The organism is Streptomyces sp. NPDC090119 (assembly GCF_044747085.1).
Lineage (GTDB): Bacteria > Actinomycetota > Actinomycetes > Streptomycetales > Streptomycetaceae > Streptomyces.
This window is the reverse complement of sequence record NZ_JBIVDK010000004.1, coordinates 78,126-104,424: the sequence shown is the minus strand read 5'-3', so window position 1 is coordinate 104,424 and position 26,299 is coordinate 78,126. Positions and strand designations below refer to the sequence as shown.

General features: G+C 72.9%; 24 protein-coding genes and 1 pseudogene. 14 read left to right on the top strand and 11 right to left on the bottom strand.

What is annotated here, in order from left to right; translation table 11 throughout:
• Positions 1-21: 21 nt before the first annotated feature.
• Genes ACIPPM_RS18270 through ACIPPM_RS18260 form a run of 3 tightly spaced genes read right to left on the bottom strand, consistent with a single transcriptional unit; the run spans position 22 to position 3,034 of the window.
• Positions 22-846: a carbohydrate ABC transporter permease gene (locus ACIPPM_RS18270; RefSeq protein WP_401448722.1), complete on the bottom strand. Its 825-nt coding sequence runs from the start codon at positions 844-846 to the stop codon at positions 22-24.
• On the bottom strand, positions 846-1,733 hold the full coding sequence (locus ACIPPM_RS18265; RefSeq protein WP_401448720.1) for a carbohydrate ABC transporter permease: 888 nt from the start codon (positions 1,731-1,733) through the stop codon (positions 846-848). The genes ACIPPM_RS18270 and ACIPPM_RS18265 overlap by 1 nt, the downstream gene beginning before the upstream one ends.
• A complete protein-coding gene (locus tag ACIPPM_RS18260) occupies positions 1,730-3,034 on the bottom strand; it encodes an extracellular solute-binding protein (RefSeq protein ID WP_401448717.1) in 1,305 nt (434 codons plus the stop codon). Before ACIPPM_RS18260 ends, ACIPPM_RS18265 begins: the two co-directional genes overlap by 4 nt.
• 249 nt (positions 3,035-3,283) lie before the next feature.
• Between ACIPPM_RS18260 and ACIPPM_RS18255 the strand changes: the two genes are divergently transcribed.
• Both ACIPPM_RS18255 and ACIPPM_RS18250 read left to right on the top strand, forming a co-directional pair.
• A complete protein-coding gene (locus ACIPPM_RS18255; protein WP_401450092.1) occupies positions 3,284-4,315 on the top strand; it encodes a LacI family DNA-binding transcriptional regulator in 1,032 nt (343 codons plus the stop codon).
• Positions 4,316-4,544: 229 nt separating this feature from the next.
• Entirely contained in the window at positions 4,545-6,113 is a 1,569-nt protein-coding gene (locus ACIPPM_RS18250; protein ID WP_401448715.1) for an endo-1,3-beta-xylanase, read from the top strand.
• Here ACIPPM_RS18250 and ACIPPM_RS18245 read toward each other — a convergent pair.
• Positions 6,103-7,023: an NAD-dependent protein deacetylase gene (locus tag ACIPPM_RS18245; RefSeq protein WP_401448713.1), complete on the bottom strand. Its 921-nt coding sequence runs from the start codon at positions 7,021-7,023 to the stop codon at positions 6,103-6,105. The genes ACIPPM_RS18250 and ACIPPM_RS18245 overlap by 11 nt on opposite strands.
• 154 nt (positions 7,024-7,177) lie before the next feature.
• Here ACIPPM_RS18245 and purB point away from each other — a divergent pair, with 154 nt between their 5' ends.
• Complete coding sequence (gene purB, locus ACIPPM_RS18240) at positions 7,178-8,620, top strand: adenylosuccinate lyase (RefSeq protein ID WP_393593533.1); 1,443 nt, start codon at positions 7,178-7,180, stop codon at positions 8,618-8,620.
• Between the two features lie 53 nt (positions 8,621-8,673).
• Positions 8,674-9,162 carry a G/U mismatch-specific DNA glycosylase gene (gene mug, locus ACIPPM_RS18235; protein ID WP_401448711.1) on the top strand — a complete coding sequence of 163 codons (489 nt, stop codon included), beginning with the start codon at positions 8,674-8,676 and terminating at the stop codon, positions 9,160-9,162.
• Here mug and ACIPPM_RS18230 read toward each other — a convergent pair.
• Positions 9,159-9,940 (bottom strand): annotated as a pseudogene (locus ACIPPM_RS18230) (IS5 family transposase). The gene mug and the pseudogene ACIPPM_RS18230 sit on opposite strands and share 4 nt — an antisense overlap.
• Positions 9,941-10,190: 250 nt before the next feature.
• On the opposite strand from ACIPPM_RS18230, the gene ACIPPM_RS18225 reads away from it, so the two are divergent.
• The gene (locus tag ACIPPM_RS18225; RefSeq protein ID WP_401448709.1) at positions 10,191-10,910 is read left to right on the top strand and encodes a hypothetical protein; all 720 of its coding nucleotides are present in this window, start codon (positions 10,191-10,193) and stop codon (positions 10,908-10,910) included.
• Positions 10,911-10,947: 37 nt separating this feature from the next.
• Here ACIPPM_RS18225 and ACIPPM_RS18220 read toward each other — a convergent pair whose 3' ends face one another.
• From ACIPPM_RS18220 to ACIPPM_RS18210, 3 genes are read right to left on the bottom strand one after another with little or no spacing between them, the layout of a single operon-like run.
• On the bottom strand, positions 10,948-11,337 hold the full coding sequence (locus ACIPPM_RS18220) for a hypothetical protein (protein WP_401448707.1): 390 nt from the start codon (positions 11,335-11,337) through the stop codon (positions 10,948-10,950).
• Between the two features lie 41 nt (positions 11,338-11,378).
• Positions 11,379-12,089 carry an ABC transporter permease gene (locus ACIPPM_RS18215; protein WP_401448705.1) on the bottom strand — a complete coding sequence of 237 codons (711 nt, stop codon included), beginning with the start codon at positions 12,087-12,089 and terminating at the stop codon, positions 11,379-11,381.
• A gap of 2 nt (positions 12,090-12,091) precedes the next feature.
• The gene (locus ACIPPM_RS18210; protein WP_401448702.1) at positions 12,092-13,018 is read right to left on the bottom strand and encodes an ATP-binding cassette domain-containing protein; all 927 of its coding nucleotides are present in this window, start codon (positions 13,016-13,018) and stop codon (positions 12,092-12,094) included.
• A 108-nt stretch (positions 13,019-13,126) separates the two neighbouring features.
• Between ACIPPM_RS18210 and ACIPPM_RS18205 the strand changes: the two genes are divergently transcribed.
• The 3 genes from ACIPPM_RS18205 to ACIPPM_RS18195 all read left to right on the top strand — a co-directional run bounded on the left by ACIPPM_RS18205 (position 13,127) and on the right by ACIPPM_RS18195 (position 16,169).
• Positions 13,127-14,272: a sensor histidine kinase gene (locus ACIPPM_RS18205; protein ID WP_401448700.1), complete on the top strand. Its 1,146-nt coding sequence runs from the start codon at positions 13,127-13,129 to the stop codon at positions 14,270-14,272.
• A gap of 14 nt (positions 14,273-14,286) precedes the next feature.
• A complete protein-coding gene (locus ACIPPM_RS18200) occupies positions 14,287-14,940 on the top strand; it encodes a response regulator (RefSeq protein WP_401448697.1) in 654 nt (217 codons plus the stop codon).
• 77 nt (positions 14,941-15,017) lie between these two features.
• Positions 15,018-16,169: an ROK family protein gene (locus ACIPPM_RS18195; protein ID WP_393602554.1), complete on the top strand. Its 1,152-nt coding sequence runs from the start codon at positions 15,018-15,020 to the stop codon at positions 16,167-16,169.
• Between the two features lie 423 nt (positions 16,170-16,592).
• Here the strand turns inward: ACIPPM_RS18195 and ACIPPM_RS18190 are convergent, their stop codons facing one another.
• Positions 16,593-17,351, bottom strand: coding sequence for a GntR family transcriptional regulator (locus ACIPPM_RS18190; RefSeq protein WP_401448694.1), 759 nt, complete (start codon positions 17,349-17,351; stop codon positions 16,593-16,595).
• A 155-nt stretch (positions 17,352-17,506) separates the two neighbouring features.
• Complete coding sequence (locus ACIPPM_RS18185) at positions 17,507-18,418, bottom strand: RNA polymerase sigma-70 factor (RefSeq protein ID WP_401448691.1); 912 nt, start codon at positions 18,416-18,418, stop codon at positions 17,507-17,509.
• A 154-nt stretch (positions 18,419-18,572) separates the two neighbouring features.
• On the opposite strand from ACIPPM_RS18185, the gene ACIPPM_RS18180 reads away from it, so the two are divergent.
• From ACIPPM_RS18180 to ACIPPM_RS18170, 3 genes are all read left to right on the top strand, one after another.
• Entirely contained in the window at positions 18,573-19,340 is a 768-nt protein-coding gene (locus tag ACIPPM_RS18180) for an alpha/beta fold hydrolase (RefSeq protein ID WP_401450090.1), read from the top strand.
• A gap of 103 nt (positions 19,341-19,443) precedes the next feature.
• Positions 19,444-20,289 carry an alpha/beta fold hydrolase gene (locus ACIPPM_RS18175; protein ID WP_401448689.1) on the top strand — a complete coding sequence of 282 codons (846 nt, stop codon included), beginning with the start codon at positions 19,444-19,446 and terminating at the stop codon, positions 20,287-20,289.
• Positions 20,290-20,487: 198 nt separating this feature from the next.
• On the top strand, positions 20,488-21,897 hold the full coding sequence (locus tag ACIPPM_RS18170) for a GNAT family N-acetyltransferase (RefSeq protein WP_401448687.1): 1,410 nt from the start codon (positions 20,488-20,490) through the stop codon (positions 21,895-21,897).
• A gap of 75 nt (positions 21,898-21,972) precedes the next feature.
• On the opposite strand, the gene ACIPPM_RS18165 is transcribed toward ACIPPM_RS18170, so the two are convergent.
• Positions 21,973-23,163, bottom strand: coding sequence for a trans-sulfuration enzyme family protein (locus tag ACIPPM_RS18165; RefSeq protein WP_401448685.1), 1,191 nt, complete (start codon positions 23,161-23,163; stop codon positions 21,973-21,975).
• A 59-nt stretch (positions 23,164-23,222) separates the two neighbouring features.
• Between ACIPPM_RS18165 and ACIPPM_RS18160 the strand changes: the two genes are divergently transcribed.
• The 3 genes from ACIPPM_RS18160 to ACIPPM_RS18150 all read left to right on the top strand — a co-directional run bounded on the left by ACIPPM_RS18160 (position 23,223) and on the right by ACIPPM_RS18150 (position 26,212).
• Positions 23,223-23,708 carry an Lrp/AsnC family transcriptional regulator gene (locus ACIPPM_RS18160; protein WP_031181928.1) on the top strand — a complete coding sequence of 162 codons (486 nt, stop codon included), beginning with the start codon at positions 23,223-23,225 and terminating at the stop codon, positions 23,706-23,708.
• Between the two features lie 53 nt (positions 23,709-23,761).
• Positions 23,762-25,450 carry a DUF885 domain-containing protein gene (locus ACIPPM_RS18155; RefSeq protein ID WP_401448683.1) on the top strand — a complete coding sequence of 563 codons (1,689 nt, stop codon included), beginning with the start codon at positions 23,762-23,764 and terminating at the stop codon, positions 25,448-25,450.
• Between the two features lie 90 nt (positions 25,451-25,540).
• Entirely contained in the window at positions 25,541-26,212 is a 672-nt protein-coding gene (locus ACIPPM_RS18150) for a hypothetical protein (protein WP_401448680.1), read from the top strand.
• Positions 26,213-26,299 lie beyond the last annotated feature (87 nt).

The window sequence follows — 26,299 nt, the reverse complement described above, 5'->3', positions numbered from 1 at the left end:
TTTCCGGGCGGGCTGCGAGGGTCACTTGCCGAAACCGGCGGTCAGGCCGCCGAGCAGATGGCGGCGGCCGAAGAGGTAGGCGACGAGCAGCGGCAGCAGGGACAGGACGACGGCGGCCATGGTCGCGGGGACGTCGACGCCGCCCTGCTGGCCCTGGTAGTTCCACAGGCCGAGCGTCGCGGTGCGGCGGGCGTCGCTCTGGGTGAGGACCAGCGGGAAGATGAAGCCGTTCCAGGCGCCGAGCGAGGTGTAGACGCCGATGGTGACCAGGCCGGGCCGGGTCAGGGGCAGTACCAGGGCGCGGAAGGTGTGGGTGGCGTTGGCGCCGTCCACGGTCATCGCCTCGTACAGCTCGCCGGGGATGTCCCGCAGGGTCGAGGTGAGGACCAGGACCGCCATCGGCAGGGAGAAGGCGGCAGTGGGCAGGACGATCGCGGTGAGGGTGTCGTAGGTGTGCAGCCGGGTGATCAGCAGGTAGACGGGCACGATGGTGGCCTGTGCCGGGATCGCCAGGCCCATCAGCAGCGCGGAGAAGCCGAGGGCCACGAGCCGGCTGCGGCCGCGGACGATCGCGTAGGCGGCGGGCAGCGCCAGGGCGAGGACCAGGGCGACCGTGCAGACGGTGACCAGGAGGCTGTTCCACAGGTAGGTGGCGAAGCCGGAGTCCAGCACGGTGCGGTAGTTGGCGAGCACGGGGTGGTGCGGCGGGGACAGGGGGCCGGAGTCCAGGTAGTCGCTCTTCTCGCGGAGGCTGGAGGCCACCACGTAGTAGAGCGGTACGGCCACGATCACCAGCCAGATCGCGGCTCCCAGGCCGCCGAGCCGGTCGGGCGTCCGGGCGGCCATCACAGTCCTTCCCGGCGGCTGGTCATGCGCCCGAAACCGGTGACACGGACGACCACCAGGGACAGCGTGGTGCCGGTGACCAGCAGCAGCACGGCGAGGACACTCGCGTAGCCCATGTCGAAGCTGCTGAACCCGGTCAGGTACATGTGCAGCGGCAGGATGCGGGTGGCGGTGCCGGGGCCGCCGTTGGTGAGGATGAGCACGATGTCGAAGTAGGTCAGCGAGCCGACGAGGATGAGCACCGTCGAGGTGACGACGGTGTCCCTCAGCTGGGGCACGGTGACGGAGAAGAACTGCCGCCAGCGCCCGGCGCCGTCGATGGTGGCCGCCTCGTAGAGCTGGGCGGGCACCTGGCGGGCGGCGGCCTGGTAGAGCAGGGTGTGGAACGGTACGAACTGCCAGGTGATGACGGCCATGATCGTCCACAGCGCCAGGCGGGGGCTGCCGATGAAGTTGCCGTCCCCGACGCCCAGCCAGGGGCCGACGGTGTGCGCCAGACCGAAGTTGGGGTCCAGCAGGGCGGCGAAGAGCAGGGCGACGGCGGCGGTGGACATCAGCAGCGGGAGGAAGAACAGCGTGCTCAGCACGGCCCGGCCGCGCTGGTGACCGGCGCACCAGACGCCCAGCGGCAGGCAGATCAGGGTCTGCGCGGCCCAGGTGACCGCGGTCAGCAGCAGGGTGAGGCGCAGCGACTGGCCGAGCTGCGGATCATGCGTCAGCCGGGCCCAGTTGGCCGTCCCGGCCCAGGACGGGCTGCCGAGGCCGCTCCACGAGCAGAAGCTCAGGACCACGACCAGGGCCATGGGGACGACGGCGAACAGGGCGAAGTAGAGCAGGGCGGGGACGGCCCAGAGCGCGCCGGGCCGTCCGGAGGCGGGGGTCCTCATCCGGCTTCCATGGCGGAGACGAACTGGCGGGGCGTGGACTGTTTGTTGAACACCCGCTGGAGGTTGGTCAGCAGCTTCTGGGCGGTGGCCGGGTCCAGCGCCTGGTCCCAGGACTGGGTGAAGGACGGTGCCCGCTTGACCAGTTGGTAGATGAAGGTGGTGTAGTCGGCGTTAGGGCCGGACTTCAGCTGGTCCTCGATGCCGACGACGGCCGGGACCTGGCCGATGGCGATGAGGTCCTTGACGTAGGCGGGCCGGGTGACGGTGTCGGTGATGAAGCCGACGGCGGCGGCCCGGTCACGGGACTTGGCGGTGACGGAGAAGAAGTTGGAGGGGTTGCCGACGACGTTCCGCGGGTCGCCCTTGCCGTCGGGGACGGTCGGGAACGTCGTCCAGCCGAGCTTGCCCTGCTTCACGAAGTCCGGGGCGGTGGCGAGCTGGCCCGCGTACTCCCAGGAGCCCATCAGCTCCATCCCGGCGCGCCCCTTGGCGAGGAGGGCATCCGCGCCGCCCGAATCCTGGCCCACCGAACCGTAGTTGGTGCCGAAGGCGCCCCGGTCGACCAGCTCGCGGATCATGGTGAGCGCGGTGCGTACCGCGGGGTCCTTCCAGGCACCGGGGCTGCCGTCCTGGACGCGGGCGAAGACCTGGGGGCCGCCGACGCGGTCCAACAGGTACTCCAGCCACATCAGTTCGGTCCAGGGCTGGGAGCCGGCCAGCGCGATCGGGGTGACGCCCTTCGCCTTCATCCGGTCGACGGCGTCCAGCAACTCCGGCCAGGTCCTGGGTGGATGGGCGACACCGGCCGCGGCGAGCACGTCCTTGTTGGTGAACAGGGCGACCGGCTGCATGCCTTCCATCGGTACGCCGTAGCTCTTGCCGTCGATCGTCCCGGCGGCCATCACACTCGGCAGGAACTTCGCCTTGAAGGACGGGGAGAGGCCGCTGCCGAGATCGGCGGCGTCGCCGGACTTCACATACGTGGAGAGGTTGCCGCCGCCCCAGTTGAGGAAGACGTCCGGCGCGGCGGGCGAGCCCAGCGCGGTCTGGAGCTTCTGCTTGTAGGGGTCGTTGACGAAGAACTGGATCGACGCCTCGGTGCCGTCGGCGGAGGCGTTGAAGGCGCTGACCGATCTCTTCTGCACCGGGTTCAGCGCCGTGTCCTGGAGGGACCAGACCGTGACCTTGCCGGGCCCCGCTCCCCCGCCGCCCGGACCGCCGCTGCCGCACGCGGTCGCCGTGAGGGCCAGGACGACGGCCGTGGCCAGGGGGGCCGTTCTGAGGATCAGTGCGCGCTTCATCGTGACGAGCTCCTCCGAGGAGCCGTGCGACCACGGCCCCACTCGAACGAAACTACCGACAGTTTCCGCGACAGGGAACGTAGGATTTCGAACGGTCGGCGTCAACGCTTCGGTAAGTAACAGTGGCATCACGGGTGAAGGCGGGACGTCAGGGCCCTGGGCCACGGAAACTTTCTGCGGCGTCCTCTACGCTGGCCGCGACCGCCGACAGCAGCGAGGTGCCCCGTGGCCGAGACCGACCGCACGTCCATGCCCGAGAGCACCGGTTCCGGCGCCCGCGTGACGATCGCGGAGATCGCCCGTGAGGCGGGGGTGTCGGTGGCGACGGTCTCCAAGGTCCTCAACGGCCACGCACATGTCGCCGACGCCACCCGGCAGCGGGTCGAGTCGCTGCTGGAGAGCCACAACTACGTGCGGCGCCGCAGCCGTCCGACCCACACGGTCGGGCTGATCGACCTGGTCATCAACGAGCTGGACAGCCCCTGGTCGGTCGAGGTGGTGCGCGGGGTCCAGGAGGCCGCCGCCCAGCACGACACCGGCCTGGTGGTCACCGCCGTGCACGGCAGGCCCGCGGACACCCTGCGCTGGCTGGACAACCTCACCAAGCGGGGCAGCGACGGCGTCATCCTGGCCGTCACGGTCCTGGCCGAGGCCCAGCGCCGCAAGATCCAGGAGCTGGGCGTACCGCTGGTCGTCATCGACCCGGTCGGCAACCCCGACGCCTCCATCCCCTCGGTCGGCGCGACCAACTGGCACGGCGGACTCGCCGCGACCCAGCACCTGCTCGGTCTCGGCCACCGCCGCATCGGCGTGATCACCGGCCCCGAGGACGTCCTCAGCGCCCGCGCCCGCCTCGACGGCTACCGCGCCGCCCTGGAGAGCGCCGGGATCGGCGTGGACCCCGACCTGGAGGTGCGCGGCGACTTCCACCACGGGACCGGCATCACCGGCGCCGAGCACCTCCTCGAACTGCCCGAGCCGCCCACCGCGATCTTCGCCAGCAGCGACCTCCAGGCGCTCGGCGCCTACGACGCGGTCCGCCGCGCCGGGCTGCAGGTCGGGCGGGACATCAGCGTCGTCGGCTTCGACGACCTGCCCGTCGCCTCCTGGGCGTCCCCGCCGCTGACCACCGTCCGTCAGCCCCTCAGCGACATGGCCACCATGGCCGCGCGCATCGTCCTGCGGGGCGTCGACGAGGTGCTGCCCGGCGGGATGCGCCGCCTGGAGCTGGCCACCACCCTCGTCGAACGGCAGAGCACCGGCCGCCCGCCGGGGCACTGATCCGAGGCGGCGCGACAGGGCGATCCGGTCTGGGGCATTGACGTGTCCCCGGTGCGCTTCTACGGTTCCGGATCGGAAACTGACGGATAGTTTCCGACTCTCGGAACCTCTTCTCGCACTCGCACACACGAGCATGCGTCAGCGCACCGCGCCGGTCACGGCACCCGCACCCCTACCCCCACCGCATCCACCGCCGGGGAGATCCGCCTTGAGACTTCGCGCCGCCCTCGTGGCATCCACCGCGTCACTGGCCGCCGTACTCGCCCTGCTCACCACGGGCACGGCGACCGGAACCACCACGTCCGCCACACCCGCCCCATCTCTAGCGGCCCTGACCGCCCGCAACCTGCCCGCCGACGGCAGAATCCTGCCCGTCATGGGCCAGGACTCCGACACCCTGTCCGACTACAAGACCCAGGTCCTGGACAACACCGCGCTCAACGCCCCGAGACCCGGCGGCGTCACGCTCTACACCAACCTCGTCGAGGGCGGCAGCCCGGCACCGCTGGCCGGGGTGTTCTCCCCGGCGAACTGGGGCAGCGGCACGGTGGACTTCGGCAAGACCCTCTCCCAGTACCCGGGCGCGTCCCTCGCCGTCGGCCTCTACCTGTCCGACGCCACCTCGGGCTGCGTCAACAAGCCGCTGCGGGCGCTCATCGGCCGCACCGACGCCGACATCACCCCGCAGCTCACCCAGCAGTACCGGGGCGACCTCGACCGGCTGCTGAACCAGTTCAAGACCTGGAACCGCCCGGTGTTCCTGCGCATCGGCTACGAGTTCGACGGGCCCTGGAACTGCTACAACAGTGACTACTTCAAGCAGGCGTTCCAGTACGTCAAGGGCCGCATCGACGCCCTCGGCGCCACGAAGGTCGCCACCGTCTGGCAGACCGCCGCCTGGCCCCTGAACACCTCGCCGGACCACCCCGAGTACCACTACACGGTCACCGACCCGAACCACCTCAACCCCTGGTACCCCGGCGACAGTTACGTCGACTACGTCGGGCTCTCCGACTTCTACAACGCCGGTTCCCTGGCCACCCAGTGGGGCTGCAGCCGGTACGACATCAGCCCGGTCACGCTGCAGAACCGGGTCCTCGACTTCAGCCGCGCCCACGGCAAGCCGGTCATGGTCGCGGAGGCCGCGCCGCAGGGCTACCGCGCCTCCGCCCCGACCAAGAGCTGCATCATGCGGAAGAACCCGCAGGCCACCAGCGCCGCCACGCTGCTGAGCGAGTGGTACGCGGGCTACTGGTCCTGGATCGAGGCCAACCGGGACGTCGTCCGCGTCGCCGCGTACATCAACACCGACTGGGACTCGCAGACCCAGTGGCAGTGCGCCGACGGCGCGAGCGCGGGTGGCCCCGGCTGCTCCAACGGCTACTGGGGGGACTCCCGCATCCAGGCGAACCCGGCCGTCCGCGACAGCTTCCTCGCCGAACTGCGCACGTGCTACTTCGTCGGCGGGGCGAGCGGCTCCTGCACGGGCGGGGGCACGACACCGCCCCCGACCACCCCGCCCGCGGGCGACTACACGCAGGGCGTGGCCACCGGCGGCGACGGCGGCCGCACGATCTGGTTCAAGCCCACGGCGGGCGCGGAGTCCTTCGTCGCCGTCCACTACGCCATCGACGGCGGCGGCACGCTGAACTACATGGCCACCTACAACAGCGCCACCGGCCGCTGGGAACTGCCGGTCAGGCTGGCCGCCGGGCACACCCTGTCGTACTCCTTCGACTACCAGCCCACCACGCAGACCTACCAGAACACCACGCCGACCTACTCCTTCACCGGCTGAGTCCGGCGCCGTCGGCCGGTGTCCCCTCCCCCACGGGGACGCCGAGCCGGTCGGCGACGGTGGTGAGGGCCGGGCCCAGCGGGAGGGCGACCCGCGCGAGGGCATGGACGTCGCCCCGGGTCGGGTCCAGGTTGACGACGAGCACCGGCTTCCCGGCCTCGGCCGCCTGGCGGACGAACCGGAGCCCGGACATCACCGTCAGCGAGGAGCCGAGGACCAGCAGCGCGGCCGCCTCGCGGACCAGGGTGCGGCAGTGCTCGACCCGGCCGGGCGGGACGGACTCGCCGAAGAACACCACGTCCGGCTTGAGGACGCCGCCGCAGACCGTGCAGGGCAGCACGCGGAAGTCGCCGACCTGGTCGTCGGTGAGGTCGGCGTCGCCGTCCGGGTTGATCCCGGCGGCCACCGGGTCGAAGCCGGGGTTCGCCTCCTCCAGGCGCGCGGCGAGGACGCGGCGCGGGCTGACGTCGCCGCAGGAGAGGCAGACGACCCGGTCGAGGCTGCCGTGGAGTTCCACGACGTCCTCGCTCCCGGCCGCCTGGTGCAGGCCGTCGACGTTCTGCGTGATCACGCCCGAGAGCAGGCCGTGCCGCCCGAACGCGGCCACCGCCCGGTGCCCGGCGTTGGGGCGGGCCCGGCCGAAGGTGCGCCAGCCGAGGTGGCTGCGGGCCCAGTACCGGCGCCGGGCCGGTGCCCCGCCGGTGAAGTCCTGGTAGGTCATGGGGGTGTGCCGGCTCAGGCTGCCGCCCTCGCCCCGGTAGTCGGGGATGCCGGACTCCGTGGAGATGCCCGCCCCGCTGAGGACGAGCACCCCGCCCGCCCCCAGCGCCTCGACGACCGGCTCCGGATCGGTGATGCCCGGCGGCAGCTCCCCGCTCGGGGTCCAGCTCAACGTAGGACGCATGCGCATACTGCAAGAGTAAGGAACGCGCCCTCGGTGCCCGCCCCGCGCGCCTACGGTGCCCGCCCGGCCCGCCTTCGACGCCCGCCCCGCGCCCCTTGTAGCTTCCTCCGAGTCACCCCACGGCGCTGGCCTGCACGAATCGCCAGTACACTCGGTGCACGTGACTTCAGCGCCCGTCAAGCCCCGCATCCCCAACGTCCTCGCCGGACGGTACGCCTCCGCCGAGCTCGCCACGCTCTGGTCGCCCGAGCAGAAGGTGAGGCTGGAGCGGCAGCTCTGGCTCGCCGTGCTGCGTGCCCAGAAGGACCTGGGTATCGAGGTGCCGGACGAGGCGATCGCCGACTACGAGCGCGTCCTCGACACCGTGGACCTGGCCTCCATCGCCGAGCGCGAGAAGGTCACCCGGCACGACGTGAAGGCGCGTATCGAGGAGTTCAACGACCTCGCCGGGCACGAGCACGTCCACAAGGGCATGACCTCGCGCGACCTCACCGAGAACGTCGAGCAGCTGCAGATCCGGCTCTCCCTGGAGCTGGTCCGCGACCGCGCGGTGGCCGTGCTGGCCCGCCTCGGCAGGCTCTCCGGCGAGTACGCCGAGCTGGTCATGGCCGGGCGCTCGCACAACGTGGCCGCGCAGGCCACCACCCTGGGCAAGCGCTTCGCCACCGCCGCCGACGAGCTGCTGGTGGCCTACGGCCGGGTCGACGAGCTGCTGGGCCGCTACCCGCTGCGCGGCATCAAGGGCCCGGTCGGCACCGCGCAGGACATGCTGGACCTGCTGGGCGGGGACGCGGCCAAGCTGGCCGAGCTGGAGCAGCGCATCGCCCACCACCTGGGCTTCGGCCAGGCGTTCACCTCGGTCGGCCAGGTCTACCCGCGCTCGCTGGACTACGAGGTCGTCACCGCGCTGGTGCAGCTGGCGGCGGCGCCGTCCTCACTGGCCAAGACGGTCCGGCTGATGGCCGGGCACGAGCTGGTCACCGAGGGCTTCAAGCCGGGCCAGGTCGGCTCGTCCGCGATGCCGCACAAGATGAACACCCGCTCCTGCGAGCGCGTCAACGGCCTGATGGTGATCCTGCGCGGCTACGCCTCGATGACCGGCGAGCTGGCGGGCGACCAGTGGAACGAGGGCGACGTTTCCTGCTCGGTGGTGCGCCGGGTCGCGCTGCCGGACGCGTTCTTCGCGCTGGACGGCCTGCTGGAGACGTTCCTGACCGTGCTGGACGAGTTCGGCGCCTTCCCGGCCGTCGTCGCCCGTGAGCTGGACCGCTACCTGCCGTTCCTCGCCACCACCAAGGTGCTGATGGGCGCGGTGCGCGCGGGTGTGGGCCGCGAGGTCGCGCACGAGGCGATCAAGGAGAACGCGGTGGCGACCGCGCTCGCGATGCGGGAGCAGGGCGCCGAGCGCAACGACCTGCTGGACAAGCTCGCCGCCGACGACCGGCTGCCGCTCGACCGTGAGCAGCTGGCCGCGCTGATGGCGGACAAGCTGTCCTTCACGGGCGCCGCCGCCGACCAGGTCGGTGTGGTCGTGGGCCGGATCGAGGAGATCGCCAAGCAGCGCCCGGAGGCGGCCGGTTACACCCCCGGAGCGATCCTCTGACCTCCTTCACCCAGGCGGAACTGGAGGCCGCACGCGACCGTCTCGTCCCCGACGTGCTCGCGGACGGCCTCCATGTCCTGTTCTGCGGCATCAACCCGGGCCTGATGTCGGCGGCCACCGGCCACCACTTCGCCCGCCCCGGCAACCGCTTCTGGCCGGTACTGCACCGCTCCGGCTTCACCCCGCGCCAACTCAAGCCCGCCGAGCAGCGCGAGCTGCTCTCCTACGGCCTCGGCATCACCAACGTGGTGGCCAGGGCGTCGGCCCGCGCGGACGAGCTGTCCCCCGAGGAGTACGTCGAGGGCGGACGGCTGCTGACCGCCAAGGTGGAGCGGTACGCACCCCGCTGGCTGGCCGTGGTCGGCGTGACCGCCTACCGGGCCGCCTTCGACGACCGCAAGGCCCAAGTGGGCCCGCAGCAGCGCACGTTCGGCGCCACCCGAGTCTGGGTGCTCCCCAACCCGAGCGGCCTCAACGCCCACTGGACGGTGGAGGGCATGGCGCAGGAGTTCGCCCGGCTGCGCGAGGCGGCCGGGGACTAGGGGGTGTCCGGAAAGTCGTTGAGCCAGAGGCGGAGGCAGGCGAGGGTGACCATAACCTGGTAGTGGATGGCTCGTTTGTCGTAGCGCGTGGCCAGGGCCCGGTTTTGTTTGAGGCGGCTGAAGCAGCGTTCGATGACGTTGCGCCGCCGGTAAGCGGCCTTGTCGAGGCGGCAGCGGCTTTCGCCGCGGCGGATGCGTCCGTTGATCTGGTCGATCCGTTCCGGGATCGCTGCCGCGATGCCGCGTCGTCGCAGGTAGGCGCGGATCTTGCGGGCCGAGTAGCCCTTGTCTGCGACGACGCGGTCGGGCCGGGTCCGGGGCCTGCCTGGTCCCGGACGCGCGATCCTGATCTGGTCCATGACCGGCTCGAGCTGGGTGCAGTCGTTCACGTTCCCGCCCGTCAGCGTGAACGCCAGGGGCCGGCCCAGGCCGTCGCTGGCCAGGTGGATCTTGCTGGTCAGGCCGCCCCGTGACCGGCCGAGCGCCTCGCCCTCCCAGGGCCCCCTTTTCGGGCCCCGGCGGCGTGCTGATGGGCCCGGACCGTGGTCGAGTCCACGCAGACGACCGTCCAGTCGACCCGCCCGACGGCGTCGCAGTGCTGCTGGACGTGGGCCAGCAGGCGGTCCCACGTGCCGTCGGCGGACCAGTTCCGGAACCGTTCGTAGACCGTCTTCCAGGGCCCGTACCGCTCGGGCAGATCACGCCAGGCAGCCCCGGTGGACAGCTTCCACAAGATCCCGTTCACCACCAGCCGCCGGTCCCGGCCAGGCCTGCCCATCCGACCCGGCGCCAGCAACGGAGCGATCAACGCCCACGACTCATCGGTCAGTTCATGCCTACGCACCACGAACGGACCAACGAGCCATCGACTTTCCGGACACCCCCCAGGCCGTCTCTTTCGGATCTTGCAGGGCCCACGCCGCCCCTGAAATGCTGAGCACGTGCCGGAATCAGGGGATGGGGGTCGGATGAGTGCGTCCGAAGGACGGTGGAAGTGGCTCATAACCTCCGCGATTTCGCTCGGGGCGGTGGGAGTCGGCGTCGTCCACGTCGTCAAACCGGAGCTGAAGATCGACGGTGCCACCCTCACGTTGGCCACGATCGCGGTGATCCCGTGGCTCGGCCACCTCTTCGAGAGCATCGAGCTTCCCGGCGGAACCAAACTCCAGTACCGCCGGCTGGAGGAGCGCGTGGAGGCCGCCGAGCAGCAGGCTCAAGAAGTCCGGCTGGCCGTGGACGACGCGAGCCACCAGGCGCGGGTCGCCCTCGTGACCTCCGGAGGCGACGGCGTCACCGGCGACGCGGCGGCTGAACTGGTCGAGCAGCTCGTCCACGAGTTCACCGGCTTGCGCCGGAACGAGGCCCCGAGCAGGGCACGGACCTACCGACAGGAGAAGATCTTCACCGAGTTGATCAGGCTCACGCCGCAGCTGACCAATTTCGACACGGACGCCGTCCTTGCCTCCCCCGACGGGGGGAGGCGGCTCACCGCCTACGCGCGCCTGTACGCCCGCCCCGAACCGCGCCACCTGCCGGCCCTGGTGAACGCGGCCATCCAGGAGAGCATGGCCTTCAACCAGTACTGGGCCTTCCACGCGGTCGGCGCGGTGATCGACGCGCTCGGGGCGGACAACGTGCAGCTGGGAACCGTCCGCAGACTGAGCTCCTACCTTCCCCAGCTCCAGCAGGGCAGCGACCGCTCCCGGGCACTGCGCGCGGTCCTCGGCCGCATGGAACGGGCCGGGTAGGGGGCCCCGACCCCCGGCAAGATCCGAAAGAGATGGCCTAGGGCGGCGCCGTACGGGTCACCGTGGCGAGGAGGCGTATCTCGTCCGTGTCATCCCGGTCGGCCACGCCGACGGCCAGCCACACCTCGCCCGCCTGCCAGACGTCGAGTTCGTCGGTGCGCAGGCAGAGGGTGGCCCAGGGCTCCGGTATCTCCTCGCCGCGGGCGAGGCGGAGGCGGAGGGTGAGCTGGCCCCAGGGCGGGGCCTCGCCCCAGCGGGCGGCCAGCCGCTGGGCTATCGCCTCGCGCAGGGCGTGGAGGTCGTCCGCAGCCGGTCCCGGCCCGTGGCCGGTCTCCAGTTCCACGGTGTGGTGACCGGCCCCGCCCGCCGGGAGGTCCCGCGTGCGGAGCCGGTCGATGGTGGCCAGGTGCCGGGCGACGACGTCCATGTGTTCCAGTAAAGCCGCCGCCACTGACAATTGGTGGGGTGTCAGGCGTCCCGCCGCCGCACGCACCAGGCGCCCGCGCCCAGGGCCGCCGCCGCCCACAGCGCGGTCACGGCGAGTCCGGTCCAGGGGCCGAGCGGGCTCTCGGAGGTGCTGTGCAGGGCGAGTTGGCCCGCCCTGTCGGGCAGGAGGTCGGCGGCGCCGGAGTCCAGGTCCCCGACCACGAAGGACACGATCAGCAGGAACGGGATCAGCAGCCCGAGCGTGCCGACCCCGCTGCGGAGCACGGCCGCGAGTCCGGCGGCGAACAGCGCCATCAGCGTCAGGTACAGCGCGCAGCCGACAGCTCCGCGCAGCCCCTCGGCCCAGGTGGGCCCCGACTCCCCCGCCGTCGCCTTCCCCACGGCGAGCGTCAGCAGTCCGGTGAGCAGCCCCACCGCGAGCACCGGCAGCGCGACGGCGGCGGCCTTCGCGGCGAACCAGCGCGTCCGGTCCGGCACCGCCGCGAGCGTCAGCCGCAGCGCGCCGCCCAGGTACTCGCCGGACACCGCCAGCGCGCCGAAGACCACGGCGGCGACCTGGCCGAGGCTGACGCCGAAGAACACCGCGTACAGCGGGTCGGAGTCGTCCGATTGGGCGGCAGTGACCGACGAGAAGGCCACGGTGACGAGGAGCACCGCGACGAGGGCGCCGAGCAGCGACCGCAGCGTACGGATCTTGATCCACTCGGCGTGCAGTACGGGGACGAACGGCATGGTCAGACCTCCTGCGACTGTGCGGTGAACTCGGCCTCGGCGGCCGTGAGATCGAGGTACGCCTCTTCCAGGCCGGCTTCTTGCGCGGCGAGTTCGAGCACGGGCAGCCCCGCCTCGGCCAGGAGACGCCCGAGGTCGTCCAGGCGCGCGTGCCGTACGGTCCAGGTGCCGTCCGCCGCCCGCTCGCCCTCGTGCCCGTGCCGGGCGAGGAGCGCGCCGAGCGCGTCGGCGTCGGCCTCGGCGGTGCGGACCCGGACCCGGGGGCGCACGCGGGCGTCGATGAAGTCGCGTACCGGGGTGTCGGCGAGGAGGCGGCCCCGGCCGAGGATGACGAGGTGGTCCGCGAACACCGCGGTCTCGCCCATCAGATGGCTGGAGACCAGGACCGTACGGCCTTCCGCGGCGAGCCCGCGCAGCAGGGTGCGGACCCAGACGATGCCCTCGGGGTCGAGTCCGTTGGCGGGTTCGTCGAGCAGGATCACCTCGGGGTCGCCGAGCAGGGCGGCGGCGATGCCGAGTCGCTGGCGCATGCCGAGGGAGAAGGTGCGCACCCGGCGCCGGGCCACGGAGGCGAGGCCGGTCAGCTCCAGCACCTCTCCGACGCGGGCGGCGGGGAGGCGGTTGCTCACGGCGAGGGCCAGGAGGTGGCCGTGGGCGGTGCGGGAGCCGTGCGCGGCGTTCGCGTCGAGCAGGGCGCCCACCCGGCGCAGCGGGTCGCGGAGTCCGGCGTAGGGGTGGCCGTCGAGGGTGGCGGTGCCGGAGGTGGGGCGGTCGAGGCCGAGGACGAGGCGCATGGTGGTGGACTTGCCCGCGCCGTTGGGGCCGAGGAAGCCGGTGACCCGGCCGGGGCGGACGGTGAGGGTCAGCGCGTCGACGGCTCGTCTGCCGCCGTACTCCTTGGTCAGGTCGCGGAGTTCGATGTCGGTCATGGCATGAGCCTCGCCGGGCGGGCGGCCGCGCGCCTCCCCCGTGGGCGGGGATCCGCTCCCCCGTGCGGGGGAGGCCACTCGCGGGGCGCGGCTGTCAGGATGGCCCGCATGGTCCGCTTCCTGCGCCCGCTGCTGCGCGGGACGACGTACACGCGTCTGCTGCATCTATGGGTGCCCATGCTGAGCGTGGCGTTCTGGATGTTCATCGACCCTCGGACACCGTGGGCGCCCGCGCTGTTCCTCGTTCCCCTCGCTCTGATTCCGGCCGTGCGGCGGGGCGAGGGCGTGCAGGCGCGGCTGTTGCTGACGCCCGGTGAGGCGGAGCCGGGCATCTCCGAGGAGCCCGCGCGGAGTTGGCGGGACCGGGGGCGCACACTGCTCTGGCTGGAACTGCGGATGCTGCTCGGCACGGTCGCCATGTTCGCCACGGTGCGGCTGCCGGTCCTCACCCTTGAGCTGACACAGTGCGTGTGGGGTCCGCCGCCCGCCTTCCTGGGCGGACTCCCGCCGCATCGGGCCTACGCCCTGCTGGCCCCGTTCCCCCTCCTCGCGCTGTACGGCGTGGTGCTCGGTCTCGGCGCGCTGATCACCCGGTGTGCGCGGTGGCTGCTGGGGCCGTCGGCGGCCGAACGGCTGGCCGCGCTGGAGGAGCGGACCGAGCAACTGCTCGAACGGACCCGGATCGCAAGGGAGTTGCACGACTCCATCGGGCACGCGCTGACCGTGGCCGTGGTGCAGGCGGGTGCCGCGCGGGCGGCCGGCGATCCGGAGTTCACCGGGCGGGCACTGGCCGCCATCGAGGAGACCGGCCGGGCGGCGCTGGAGGATCTGGAGCGGGTGCTCGGGGTGCTGCGGGAGGCGGAGCGGCCGGTGAGCGCCCGGCCGACGCTGGCGGACGCGGGCCGTCTGCTGGAGTCGGCGCGGGCGTCGGGCGCGAAGGTGGACTTCGAGGTGACGGGCGCGGTGGAGTCGCTGCCGGGCCCGGTGTCCCGCGAGGGCTACCGCATCCTCCAGGAGGCGCTGACGAACGTCCTGCGGCACGCGGGCGCCGTCCCGGTGCGGGTGCGCGTGCGGGTCGACGGACGTGAACTCGCCCTGGAGATAAGCAATCCGCTTCCGTCAGGCCTCTCCTCCGGCCGGGGCGGCAGCGGGCTGCGCGGGATACGGGAGCGGGCCGCCCTGCTCGGCGGCACGGCCCGCACCGGTCCGGAGGCGGGCGACTGGCTGGTGCGTGCCGAGCTTCCCCTGGGCTGATCTACGCTGGCCGGATGCCGGTCACCGTACTCCTCGTCGACGACGAACCGCTGGTCCGCGCCGGTCTGCGGGCCGTCCTCGGGGCGCAGCCCGACATCGAGGTGGTCGGCGAGGCGGCCGACGGGGCGGCCGTGATCCCGCTGGTGCGCTCCCTGCGCCCGGACGTGGTGGCGATGGACGTCCGGATGCCGCTGCTGGACGGCATCGAGGCGACCCGCGCGGTACTGCGCACGGTGCCCGATCCGCCCAAGATCCTGGTGATCACCACCTTCGAGGACGACGAGTATGTCTACGAGGCGCTGCGCGCGGGCGCGGACGGGTTCCTGCTGAAGCGGTCCCGGCCGGAGGAGATCGTGCACGCGGTACGGCTGGTCGCGGCGGGCGACTCGCTGCTGTTCCCGGCGTCGCTAAGGCAGTTGGCGGCGCGGTACGGCCCGGACCGGGCTCCCGCCGAGCCGCTGGCGGGGGCCCGGCTGACCGAGCGGGAGGCGGAGGTGCTGCGGCTGATGGCGCGCGGGCTGACCAACGCGGAGATCGCCGGGCGGCTGGTCGTCGGGGCGGAGACGGTGAAGTCGCATGTGAGCGCCGTACTCGCCAAGTTGGGTGCGCGGGACCGCACCCAGGCGGTGATCGCGGCCTACGAGTCGGGGTTCGTCGCGCCCCGGTGACCGCCCGGCCCTCGCCGGGGTGGTCGCGGCCGAGTACGATCCGCCCCACATACGCCCGCGAGCTGGGAGGACGGACCGTGGGGCAGTTGACCGGTGGTGATCCCTCGCTGCTGCGGAGGATCAATTCCGCGGTGGTGCTGCGCGCGCTGCGCGACACCGACTGCGCGACGCTCACGGAGATCACCCGCGCCACCGGGCTGTCCCGGCCCACCGTCGAGGGTGTCGTGGAGGGCCTGGCGGAGGCGGGGCTCGTGGTGGAGCGGGCGGCCGAGGCGGGCACCGCGCGCCGTCAGGGGCGGCCCGCGCGCCGGTTCCGGTTCCGGGCCGAGGCGGGGCATCTGCTGGGGCTGGAGATCGGCGCCCATCGGGTGGTCGCGGTCGTCTCCGACCTGGACGGCCGGGTGCTGGGCACGCAGACCAGGGAGGTCGACGAGAAGGCACCGGCCGACGAGCGGCTGGAGCGGCTGCGCGCCACGGTCGCCGAGCTGCTGCGGCGGACCGGGGTCGCGCGGAACTCGCTGCGCGCCGTGGGTGTCGGGACACCCGGCATCGTGGAGGCCGACGGAACGGTTCGCCTGGGCACCGCGCTCCCCCAGTGGACCGGCCTGCGGCTGGGCGAGCGGCTCAGCCGCTCCTTCCGGTGCCCGGTGCTGGTGGAGAACGACGCCAACGTGGCCGCGGTGGCCGAGCACTGGCAGGGCGCCGCGAAGGACACCGGTGACGTGGTGTTCGTGCTGGCCGGGCTGAGTCCGGGCGCGGGCTCCCTGATCGGCGGTCGGCTGCACCGGGGGTACGGCGGGGCGGCCGGGGAGATCGGCGCGCTGCATCTGCTGGGCCGGGAGGCGACCCCGGAGGCGTTGCTGTCCACCACGGACGAGCCGCTGCCGCCGCTGGACGAACAGGCGGTCACGCACGTCTTCGCGCTGGCCCGGGAGGGCGACGGTTCGGCGCTGGCGGCGGTGGAGCGGTTCATCCAGCGGCTGGTGCACGACGTGGCCGCGCTGGTCCTCGCGCTCGATCCGGAGCTGGTGGTGGTCGGCGGCTGGGCGGCCGGGCTGGACGGGGTCCTCGATCCGCTCCGCCGCGAGCTGGCCCGCTACTGTCTGCGGCCGCCCGCCGTGACGCTGTCCCTGCTGGGCGAGGCGGTGGTGGCCACCGGCGCGCTGCGGCTGGCGCTGGACCACGTGGAGCGGCAGCTCTTCGCGGTCGAGGGCGCCGTGGGGGCGTGAGGCGGCAACGCCGTGCCCCTGGTGGGACTCGGGGGGCGGATGTGTGCTGGGCCATGGGCAGCGGCTGCGTTCGCGGCCGAGGCCGCTGTCGGGGGTGAGGCGCGTCGCCGTGCCCTTGGTGGGACTCGGGGGGCGGATGTGTGCTGGGCCATGGGCAGCGGCTGCGTTCGCGGCTGACGGCGCTGTCGGGGGTGAGGCACGTCGCCGTGCCCCCGGTGGGACTCGGGGGGCGGATGTGTGCTGGGCCATGGGCAGCGGCCGAGGGCGCAGTCGGGGGTGAGGCGGCAACGCCGTGCTCCCGGTGAAACTCGGGGGCGATGTGCGCTGGACCGTGGGGAACGGCACCGTTCGCCGTCGGGGCGTGAGGCCGTAACGCCGCGCGCCCCGGTGGGATGCCGGGGCGCGACGGGGTGTGCGGTGCGGTCAGGAGGCGCGTCGTTCGGGGTCGTGGTGTATCTCGACGTCCGGGGTGTCGCCGAAGGTGAGGCGGCAGGTGTCGGCGCGGTAGGTCGCCACGCCGAGCGCGGCGATGCGGCCCCGCGCCTTGAACCGGGTGGTGACGACGAGGACGGGCGAGCCGGGCAGCCGGTCCAGTTCCTTCGCGTCCTCGGCACCGGCCGAGCCGAGCTCCACCGCCCTTTCCTGGCCGTCGAGTTCGAGGCGCTGGAGTTCACGCAGCACCGCACGCGCGCGGGCCGGGCCGGAGGGCGCGTCGATCGCGCTCAGGTCGGGCACCGAGGCGGCCGGGATGTACAGCAGCTCGGTGGCGACCCGCCGCCCCTGCGACATCCGGGACCGGCGGACGAGGTGCACCTCCGCGTCCCCGGTGTCCAGGGCCGCCGCGACCGGGGCGGGCGGTACGGCCCGCTCGCAGTCCATGGGCTGCCAGGCGTCGTCACCGGTACCAGGCCAGGTGTGCCGCCCGGTGCCGAGGGCTACGCCGACCCGCGGCGGCGCGACGGTCGTACCGACGCCCCGGCGGCGCTGCAGCCGTCCCTCCAGCTCGAGTTGCTCCAGCGCCTGCCGGAGCGTGGCGCGGGCGACGCCGAAGCGGGCGGCGAGATCGCGCTCGTTCGGCAGGATCTCGCCGACCGAGAACTCGGAGTCCAGTGCCTCGCTCAGTACGGTCTTGAGATGCAAGTACTTCGGTTCCGGCACCGTTTCCAGTTGCGTGGTCCCCACCCTGTCCTCCGCAAGTGCCGTGCTCCGGCGGTTTTGGCGCCCTTGTTTATTAAAGGTTGTTGCAGTTCTTTGCGACCATAGGGCGGCCCTGATGCTTGGTCAAGACCAATTGTCCCATCCCTGCCCGCTCGCCCGGTGCCCGGGTGACCAAGCGTTCACATGGAGTTCGCACGCCGGGCGGAGTCGCTCCCGGCGAGTGCGCGCAGCTTGTCGGGGTTGCGGATGATGTAGACGGCGCTGATCGCGCCGTCGGTGATGCCGAGCTGGAACAGGGTGTCCGGCCTGCCCTCGGACAGGACGAGCGCGGCGACACCGCCGTTGACCTCGATGAACCGCACCGTCATGGCCGGCAGTGGCTTCGTGCCGACCGCCGCCAGGAAGCGCCCCACCTTGTCGGCGGTGAACAGCACGCGCACCGGTGCCTTCGCCTTGCCGCCGCTGTCGCCGACCAGGCGGGCGTCGGGGGCGAGCAGGGACATCAGCCCGTCGAGGTCACCGTCCGTGGCCGCGGCGAGGAACCGCTCGGTGAGTTTCCGGCGCTGGGCGGGGTCGACGTCGTAGCGCGGCCGTCGCTCCTCGACGTGTCTGCGGGCCCGCCCGGCGAGCTGCCGTACGGCCGGCTCGCCCCGGTCCAGCAGCTCGGCGATCTCCGCGTACGGATAGCCGAACGCCTCGCGCAGCACGAACACGGCGCGCTCCAGCGGGGACAGGGACTCCAGCACGACGAGGACGGCGAGGGAGACGGAGTCGGCGAGCAGGGCCCGGTCGGCGGTGTCGGGGACGGTGTCGCCGAAGTCGGTGGGGTACGGCTCGGGCAGCCAGGGGCCGACGTACGCCTCGCCGCGCGAGGTGACCTGGCGGAGCCGGTCCAGGGCCAGCCGGGTGGTGATGCGGACCAGGTAGGCGCGGGGTTCGCGGACCTCGGTGCGATCGGCGCGGGACCAGCGCAGCCAGGCGTCCTGCACCACGTCCTCGGCGTCCGCCACGCGGCCGAGCATGCGGTAGGCGACGCCCGTCAGGAGCGGCCGGTTCTCTTCGAAGACATCGATCGCGGTCTCGGTCGTCACGGCTCCATCCCATCCCGCCGCACCCACCGGTGTCCAGACGAATTCGGTCCATCCTGGCGCGTTCCGGAGCCCGGCGGGGCGGCCTCCGGGCGGGGTGGCGGAAGGTCTAGGATCGTCCGCTCGTACGCCGTCGATCAGGGGGAATGCCGTGAGTATCCGCGATGCCGTCGTCACCGCCGGGGGTGACCGCATGCGCTGGGTGGAGCTGCCGGGGAGCGACGCGCCCCGCGTCTTTCTGCACGGTCTCGGTGCCACGGCGCCCGCCTACTTCGCCGAGGCGGCCGCCCATCCGCTGCTGGCCGGGCACCGCACGCTGATGGTCGACCTGCTGGGGCACGGGCTGAGCGACCGGCCGCAGGACTTCGACTACCGCCTCGAGTCGCACGCCGACACGCTGGCCGCCGCGCTGACCGCGGCCGGGGTGACGGGGGCCGAGGTGATCGCGCACAGCATGGGCGGCTCCGTCGCCGTGGTGCTGGCGGACCGGCACCCGGAGCTGGTCTCCCGGCTGGTGCTGATCGACGCCAACCTCGACCCCGTGGAGCCGTCCAGGGGCGCCCTCGGCAGCAGCGGGATCGCGGCCTACTCCGAGGCGGAGTTCATGGACGGCGGGTGGGCGGAGGTCCGGGACCGGGTCGGCGCCTTCTGGTGGACCACCATGCGCCTGACGGACCGTACGGCCCTGCACCGCAGCGCGGTACACCTCGCCCGCGGGACCATCCCCACCATGCGCGAGCTGCTGGTGCGCTCGCACGGGCCGCGCACCTTCCTCTATCCCGAGGCCGACGGGCCGCTGCCCGGCGAGGACGGGCTGCGGGAGGCCGGGGTGTCCGTGGTCGCGGTCGCGGACTGCGGTCACAACATCATGCTGGACGCGCCGGAAGCCTTCGCCAGCCTGGTCGCGGCGGCGCTCGCGGCCTGACGGCACCCGAGCTTCGCGACACGACGCCTGGGGCTACCCGCCGGTAGCAATTGCTGACAAGCTGTCTACGGCCCCTGTCAGCAGCCGTACCGAGGAGCGACACATGTCCGCCACCGTCTCCTTCAAGTTTCCCGCCCCGGCCGGGACGAGGGATGTGACCGTCTCGTACCAGCGGGTGGGGCGGGGTGAACCGCTGGTGCTGCTGCACGGCATCGGGCACCACCGCCAGGCGTGGGACCCGGTGGTGGACATCCTGGCGACCGAGCGCGAGGTGATCGCCGTGGACCTGCCCGGCTTCGGCGCCTCGCCGGACCTGCCGGACGGCCTCGCCCACGATCTGCCGACCATCAACTCCGTGCTGGGCGCGCTGTTCGAGGCGCTGGGCCTGGACCGGCCGCACGTGGCCGGGAACTCGCTGGGCGGGCTGCTCGCGCTGGAACTGGGCCGGGAGAGGACCGCACGGTCCGTCACCGCGCTGGCCCCGGCCGGGTTCTGGACCGAGGCCGAGCGGCGGTACGCCTTCGGGGTGCTGCTCACCATGCGCGGGCTCGCCCAGCGGCTGCCGCTGCCGGTGGTGGAGCGGATGTCGCGCAGCGCGGTCGGCCGTACCGCGCTGACCAGCACCATCTACCGGCGGCCCGCGCGCCGGGCCCCGGAGGCGGTGGTCGCCGAGACGCTGGCGCTGGCCGGGGCCACCGCCTTCGAGGCGACGCTGCACACGGGCACCACGGTGCGGTTCACCGACCCGCTGGCGGGTGTTCCGGTGACCGTGGCCTGGGGTGCGCACGACCGCATCCTGCTGCGCCGCCAGGGGGTGCGGGCCAAGCGGATCATCCCGCACGCCCGGCTGGTCCGGCTGCCGGGCTGCGGGCACGTACCGATGAACGACGACCCGGCGCTGGTCGCCCGCGTCATCCTCGACGGCAGCAGCCGGGCGGCCGGGGCCTGACGTCCCGTACCCTCAAGGGCGTGTCGCGCACCGGCGTCATCCCCCGGCGCGCGGCACGTCAACTGCCGTGTTCAGCAGCGACTTTGACGGCGCATCCGGCAGTGGTAGAAAGCGCGACGAACTCGGGCACAACCACGCTTTACCCATCGGTCACAGGGCGTTCGTGATCACGCAACACCATTCCTGCACAGTGGCCGCATGACTGCGGACATCTCTCGGACGAACCGGCCATCGACCCGGACCCGGCACGGGCGACCCGTGCACCACTGGCGGCGCGACCTCGTCGAACTCGCGGCGCTGTTCACGGCCGTCGCGGTGGCCGACGCGGTGGCGAACCTGATCGGGCACGGCCCCGACGGTCCCGCCCTGCTGCTGATCTCGGCGCTCGCGCTGGCCGCGACGGCCGGGTTCCACACCTGGTGGGCACGGCGCCATGTGCACGCACCGCCCACCGGCGAGGCAGGCGATACCGGCGCCCGGCCGAGCGCACCCGCGCACTCGGCCGGGCCGTCCGCGCAGGCCGGGCCGGGCACCCTGTGGCGGATGCGGACGACCGTGCGGGACGAACCCGGTTCGCTGGCCGCGCTGTGCACGGCGCTGGCCACGCACCGCGTCGACATCCTGAGCCTCCAGACCCACCCGCTGGCCGACGGCACGGTGGACGAGTTCCTGCTGCGGGCACCGGACGCCCTGACCGCCGCCGAACTGACCCGCGTCATCGCGGAGTCGGGCGGCAGCAGCACCTGGATCGAGCGGGCCGACGCCCATGACCTGGTCGACGCCCCCACCCGCATCCTGGGCCTCGCCACCCGCACCGCACTGGACGCCGCCGAACTCCCGCTGGCGCTGCGCCAGTTGCTCGGCCGGTGCACGATCCGCTCACTGCCCGCCGGTACGGGCGGCGAGCCGGTGCCCGCCGAAGGGGTGCTGGAGGACACCGTGCTGCGGCTGCGGGCGCCGGGCGGGGGCGTGCTGAGCGTGGAGCGGCCGTATCTGCCGTTCACCCCGACCGAGTTCGCGCGGGCACGCGCGCTGGTGGAGCTGGACAGCCGCCTCGGCCCGCGCATCCCGCGCTCGCGTGACGTGCTGACGCTGCCCGAGGGCAACGCCATCACCGTGCGCCGGGTCGACACCGGGGACCTGGACGCGGCCCGGGCGATGCACGAACGCTGCTCGGACCGCACCCTCGACCTGCGCTATCACGGGCCGGTGCGCGACGCCGACCGTTATCTGAACCACCTGCTCAGCCCGCGCTTCGGCCGCACCCTGGCGGCGCAGACCGCCTCGGGCCGCCTGGTGGGCCTCGGCCATCTGCTGTGGGACGGCGAGGAGACCGAGGTCGCCCTGCTGGTCGAGGACGACTGGCAGCGGCGCGGCGTCGGCACCGAGCTGCTGGAGCGGCTGGTGCGGATGGCGGTGGACGCGGGCTGCGCGAGCGTGTACGCGGTGACCCGGTCCGCCAACACCGGGATGGTCGCGGCGATGCGCGGCCTCGGGCTGCCCCTGGACTACCAGGTCGAGGAGGGCACCCTCGTCATCACCGCCCGCCTGACCCCGGCCCGCTCCGGCGCCCCTTCGAGGAGCGACGACGAGCAGCTCCGGCTCTGATCTCCCGGTACGGCGGACGGCCCGGCGGTGACCAGCCGCCGGGCCGTCGTCATGGGAACTCCCGCCACAATCAGCTCAGTTGACGGCCTCGTAGAGCGGTACCGGCGCCGGGACCTGCTCCCCCAGCGCGCCGGAGAGGTCCGCCCACAGGTCCTCGGTGTCCTCCAGGCCGACCGAGAGCCGCAGCAGTCGGTCGCCGACCCCGGCGTCGTGCCGGTCGGCGGAGTCCACGATGCGGTGGCTGATGGACGCCGGGTGCTGGATGAGGGTGTCGACGCTGCCCAGGCTGACGGCCGGGGTGATCAGCCGGACGCGGGCGATCACCTCGTGCGGGTCGCCGTGCACCTCGAACGCGACCATGGCGCCCCCCAGCCTCGGGTAGTGGACGCGGGCCACGCGCGGGTCATCGGCGAGCCTGCGGGCCAGTTCGGCGGCGGTCGCGGAGGCCGCGCGGACCCGGACCGGCAGCGTGGCGAGGCCGCGCAGCAGCAGATACCCGGCCAGCGGATGCAGCACCCCGCCGGTGGCGAACCGCACCTGCCGCAGCTGTCCGGCGAACTCCTCGTCGCAGGCCACCACGCCCGCCATCACATCGCCGTGACCGCCGAGGTACTTGGTGGCGCTGTGCAGCACCAGCCGGGCGCCCTGCTCGGCGGGACGCTGCAGTACGGGCGTGGCGAAGGTGTTGTCGACGAGCAGCGGCACGGTCCCGCAGGAGTGGGCGACGGCCCTGATGTCGACCTCGGCGAGGGTGGGGTTGGCCGGGGACTCGACCAGGACGAGACCGGTGTCGGGGCGCAGCGCGTCCGTGATCCCGGCCGGGTCGGTCCAGGTGACCTCGGTGCCGAGCAGCCCGGCGGTCAGCAGGTGGTCGCTGCAGCCGTACAGCGGGCGGACCGCGACGACGTGGCGCAGTCCGGCCGCCGAGCGGGCGAGCAGCACCGCGCTGAGGGCGGCCATGCCACTGGCGAAAGCGACGGCGGACTCGGTGCCTTCGAGGCGGGCGAGTCCGGTCTCGAAGCGGGCCACGGTCGGGTTGCCGAGCCGGGCGTAGACGGGCTGTCCCGCGGGGAGGATGCCCTCGGCCGCGAAGGCGTCGATGCGGGCGGCCTCCTCCCTGCTGTCGTGGGAGGGGTAGGTGGTGGACAGGTCGATGGGCGGGGTGTGCAGGCCCTGTGCGGTCAGGTCCTCCCGTCCGGCGTGCACGGCCTCGGTGGCCAGTGCCCTGCGTACGGTGTCGGCGGCGCCGTTGCTCGCTGATTCCATGACCGAAGGGTGAACACCGGACGGGTTCAGGGGGCGAACACCCGTGTTACGTTCGGCCGATGGACGCCTCCGTCGTACTGGACCCGGTGGATCTGCAGCTGCTCCGGCTGCTGCAGAACGACGCCCGGACCACGTACCGCGACCTCGCCGCGCGGGTGGGGGTGGCGCCGTCGACCTGTCTGGACCGGGTGGCCCGGCTGCGCCGGTCGGGCGTGATCCTCGGCCATCAGCTCCGGCTGGACCCGGCGAAGCTGGGCCGGGGATTGCAGGCGCTGCTGTCGGTGCAGGTCAGGCCGCACCGGCGGGAGTTGGTGGGTCCGTTCGTGGAGCGGGTGCGGGCGTTGCCGGAGGCGCGGACGGTGTTCCATCTGACCGGCCCGGACGACTATCTGGTGCATGTGGCGGTCGCCGACATGGCCGACCTCCAGCGGCTGGTGCTGGACGAGTTCACCTCGCGACGTGAAGTGGCGCGGGTCGAGACCCGGTTGATCTTCCAGCAGTGGGAGTGCGGGCCGCTGCTGCCGCCCGGTCATGCCGAGAGCTGAAAACACCGGTGCACGGGTGACGCGGACGCGGCTCCGGTACCAGGATGGGCGCCATGTCCGACACCAAGAGCTTGCTGCCCCGTCAGGTCGCCGACGCCTATGTGGACGACCTCATCGCCCTCGACCCGGTCACCGGTACGTACCTCGGTGTGCGGGAGAGTTCCAGCCGGTTGCCCGACTACTCCCCCGCGGGCCAGGACGCGCTGGCCGACCTGGCACGTTCGACGCTCGCCCGGCTGGACGAGGCCGAGCGGCTGCCCGGCGCGGACAGTGACGCCGAGCGCCGCTGCGGGCGGCTGCTGCGCGAGCGGCTGACCGCCGAGCTGGCCGTGCACGACGCGGACGAACAGCTGCGCGCGGTCGGCAACATGCACACGCCGGGCCACTTCGTGCGGGACATCTTCTCGGTGACCCCGCAGGAGACGGAGGAGGACTGGGCGGCGATCGCCGAGCGGCTGCGCGCGGTCCCGGCCGCCTACGAGGGCTACCGCGCCTCCCTCGCCCTCGGTCTGGAGCGCGGCCTGCACGCGGCGCCCCGGCCGACGGCCACCTTCGTCGAGCAGCTCACCGAGTGGGCGGACACCGGCGAGGGTCGTGGCTGGTTCGAGGACTTCGCCGCGGCCGGTCCCGACGCGCTGCGCGCGGAGCTGGACGACGCGGCCCGCGCGGCGACCGCGTCGGTGGCCGCCCTGCGCGACTGGATGCGGGACGTGTACGCCCCGGCCGTCGCGGACGCCCCGAACACGGTGGGCCGCGAGCGGTACGCACGCGGCGCCCGCTACTTCAACGGCACCGACCTGGACCTGGACGAGGCGTACGCCTACGGCTGGGCGGAGTTCCACCGGCTGCTCGGCGAGATGGAGAAGGAGGCGGAGAAGGTGCTGCCGGGCGCCGAGACGCCGTGGGTGGCGCTGGCGCACCTGGACGAGCACGGGCGGCACATCGACGGCGTGGACGAGGTCCGGGAGTGGCTGCAGGGCCTGATGGACCGGGCCATCGCGGACCTGGACGGCACGCACTTCGAACTCGCCGAGCGGGTACGGCGGGTGGAGTCCCGTATCGCCCCGCCGGGCGGCGCGGCGGCCCCGTACTACACCGGCCCCTCGGAGGACTTCTCCCGGCCGGGCCGGACCTGGCTGCCGACGATGGGCGCGACCCGGTTCCCGGTGTACGACCTGGTGTCCACCTGGTACCACGAGGGCGTGCCCGGGCATCACCTCCAGCTCGCGCAGTGGGCGCACGTCGCGGAGAACCTGTCCCGCTACCAGGCCACGGTGGGCATGGTCAGCGCCAACGCCGAGGGCTGGGCGCTGTACGCGGAGCGGCTGATGGACGAGCTGGGCTATCTCACCGACGCGGAGGAGCGGCTCGGCTATCTGGACGCGCAGATGATGCGCGCGGTCCGGGTGATCATCGACATCGGCATGCACCTGGAGCTGGAGATCCCGGCGGACTCGCCGTTCCACCCCGGTGAGCGGTGGACGCCGGAGCTGGCGGAGGAGTTCTTCCGCGCGCACAGCAGCCGTCCGGCGGACTTCGTGGTGAGCGAGCTGACCCGCTATCTGACGATGCCGGGACAGGCGATCGGCTACAAGCTGGGCGAGCGGGCCTGGCTGCTGGGCCGGGAGCGGGCGCGGGAACGGCAGGGCGACACCTTCGACCTGAAGGCATGGCACATGGCGGCGCTGTCCCAGGGCTCGCTGGGCCTGGACGACCTGCTGGACGAGCTGTCCCGGCTCTGACTCGGCCGTACGGCTCTCTCCGGGTGGCGTGGCCCCCGTACCGGCTGCTTGCTGGTGCGGGGGCCGTCGCTCGATGGAGGTGGGCCGCTCATGCAGCGCAACAGGCCGGGTCAGCGGGCGCTCGAGACGCCTCGGGCGGCCGGTCTCGCCGGGGTGGTGTTCGCGCTGCTGCTGGCGGCGACGATCGTCCTGATGCGGCTCGGCATCCCCGAGGGGGCCGACGCGGTCGGCGCGGGAGGGTTCACCGACTCCGCGCGGCGGGACGCGGTGCGCACGGCGCTGGCGCTGATCCCGTTCGCCGGGATCTTCTTCCTGTGGTTCCTGGGCGCGGTGCGCGCGCATGTGGGCGATGTGGAGGACCGGTTCCTGGCGACCGTGCTGCTGGGCAGCGGGCTGGTCTTCACCGCGATGCTGTTCGGCGCGGCCGCCTCGGCGTCGGCGGTGCTGGCCGTGGCGCACCCCGCGGGCAGCACCCCGTCGCTCGCCGCCTGGGACTTCGGCCGCCATTTCGCCTACACGCTGATGACGGACTACGCGATGCGGATGGCGGCGGTCTTCGTGTCGTCGATGTCGGTGATCGGCAAGCGGATGGGCGTGCTGCCGCGCTGGCTGACGGCGGTGGGTGCGGTGACCGCGCTGCTGCTGCTCTTCGTCTCCTCCAACGTGCCCTGGGCGGAACTGGTCTTCCCCGCCTGGTCGCTGCTGCTGAGCGTGCACATCCTGCTGGTCAGCGGGCGTCGGCGGCGGGTCACCCTGACCTGAGCGGCTCACCCGATCGGCGTGTCCCGGCGCGCGGACCGCGTCCCGGCGCGCGGATGCTTGCGGTCGGGGGACGACCGGACCAGGCCA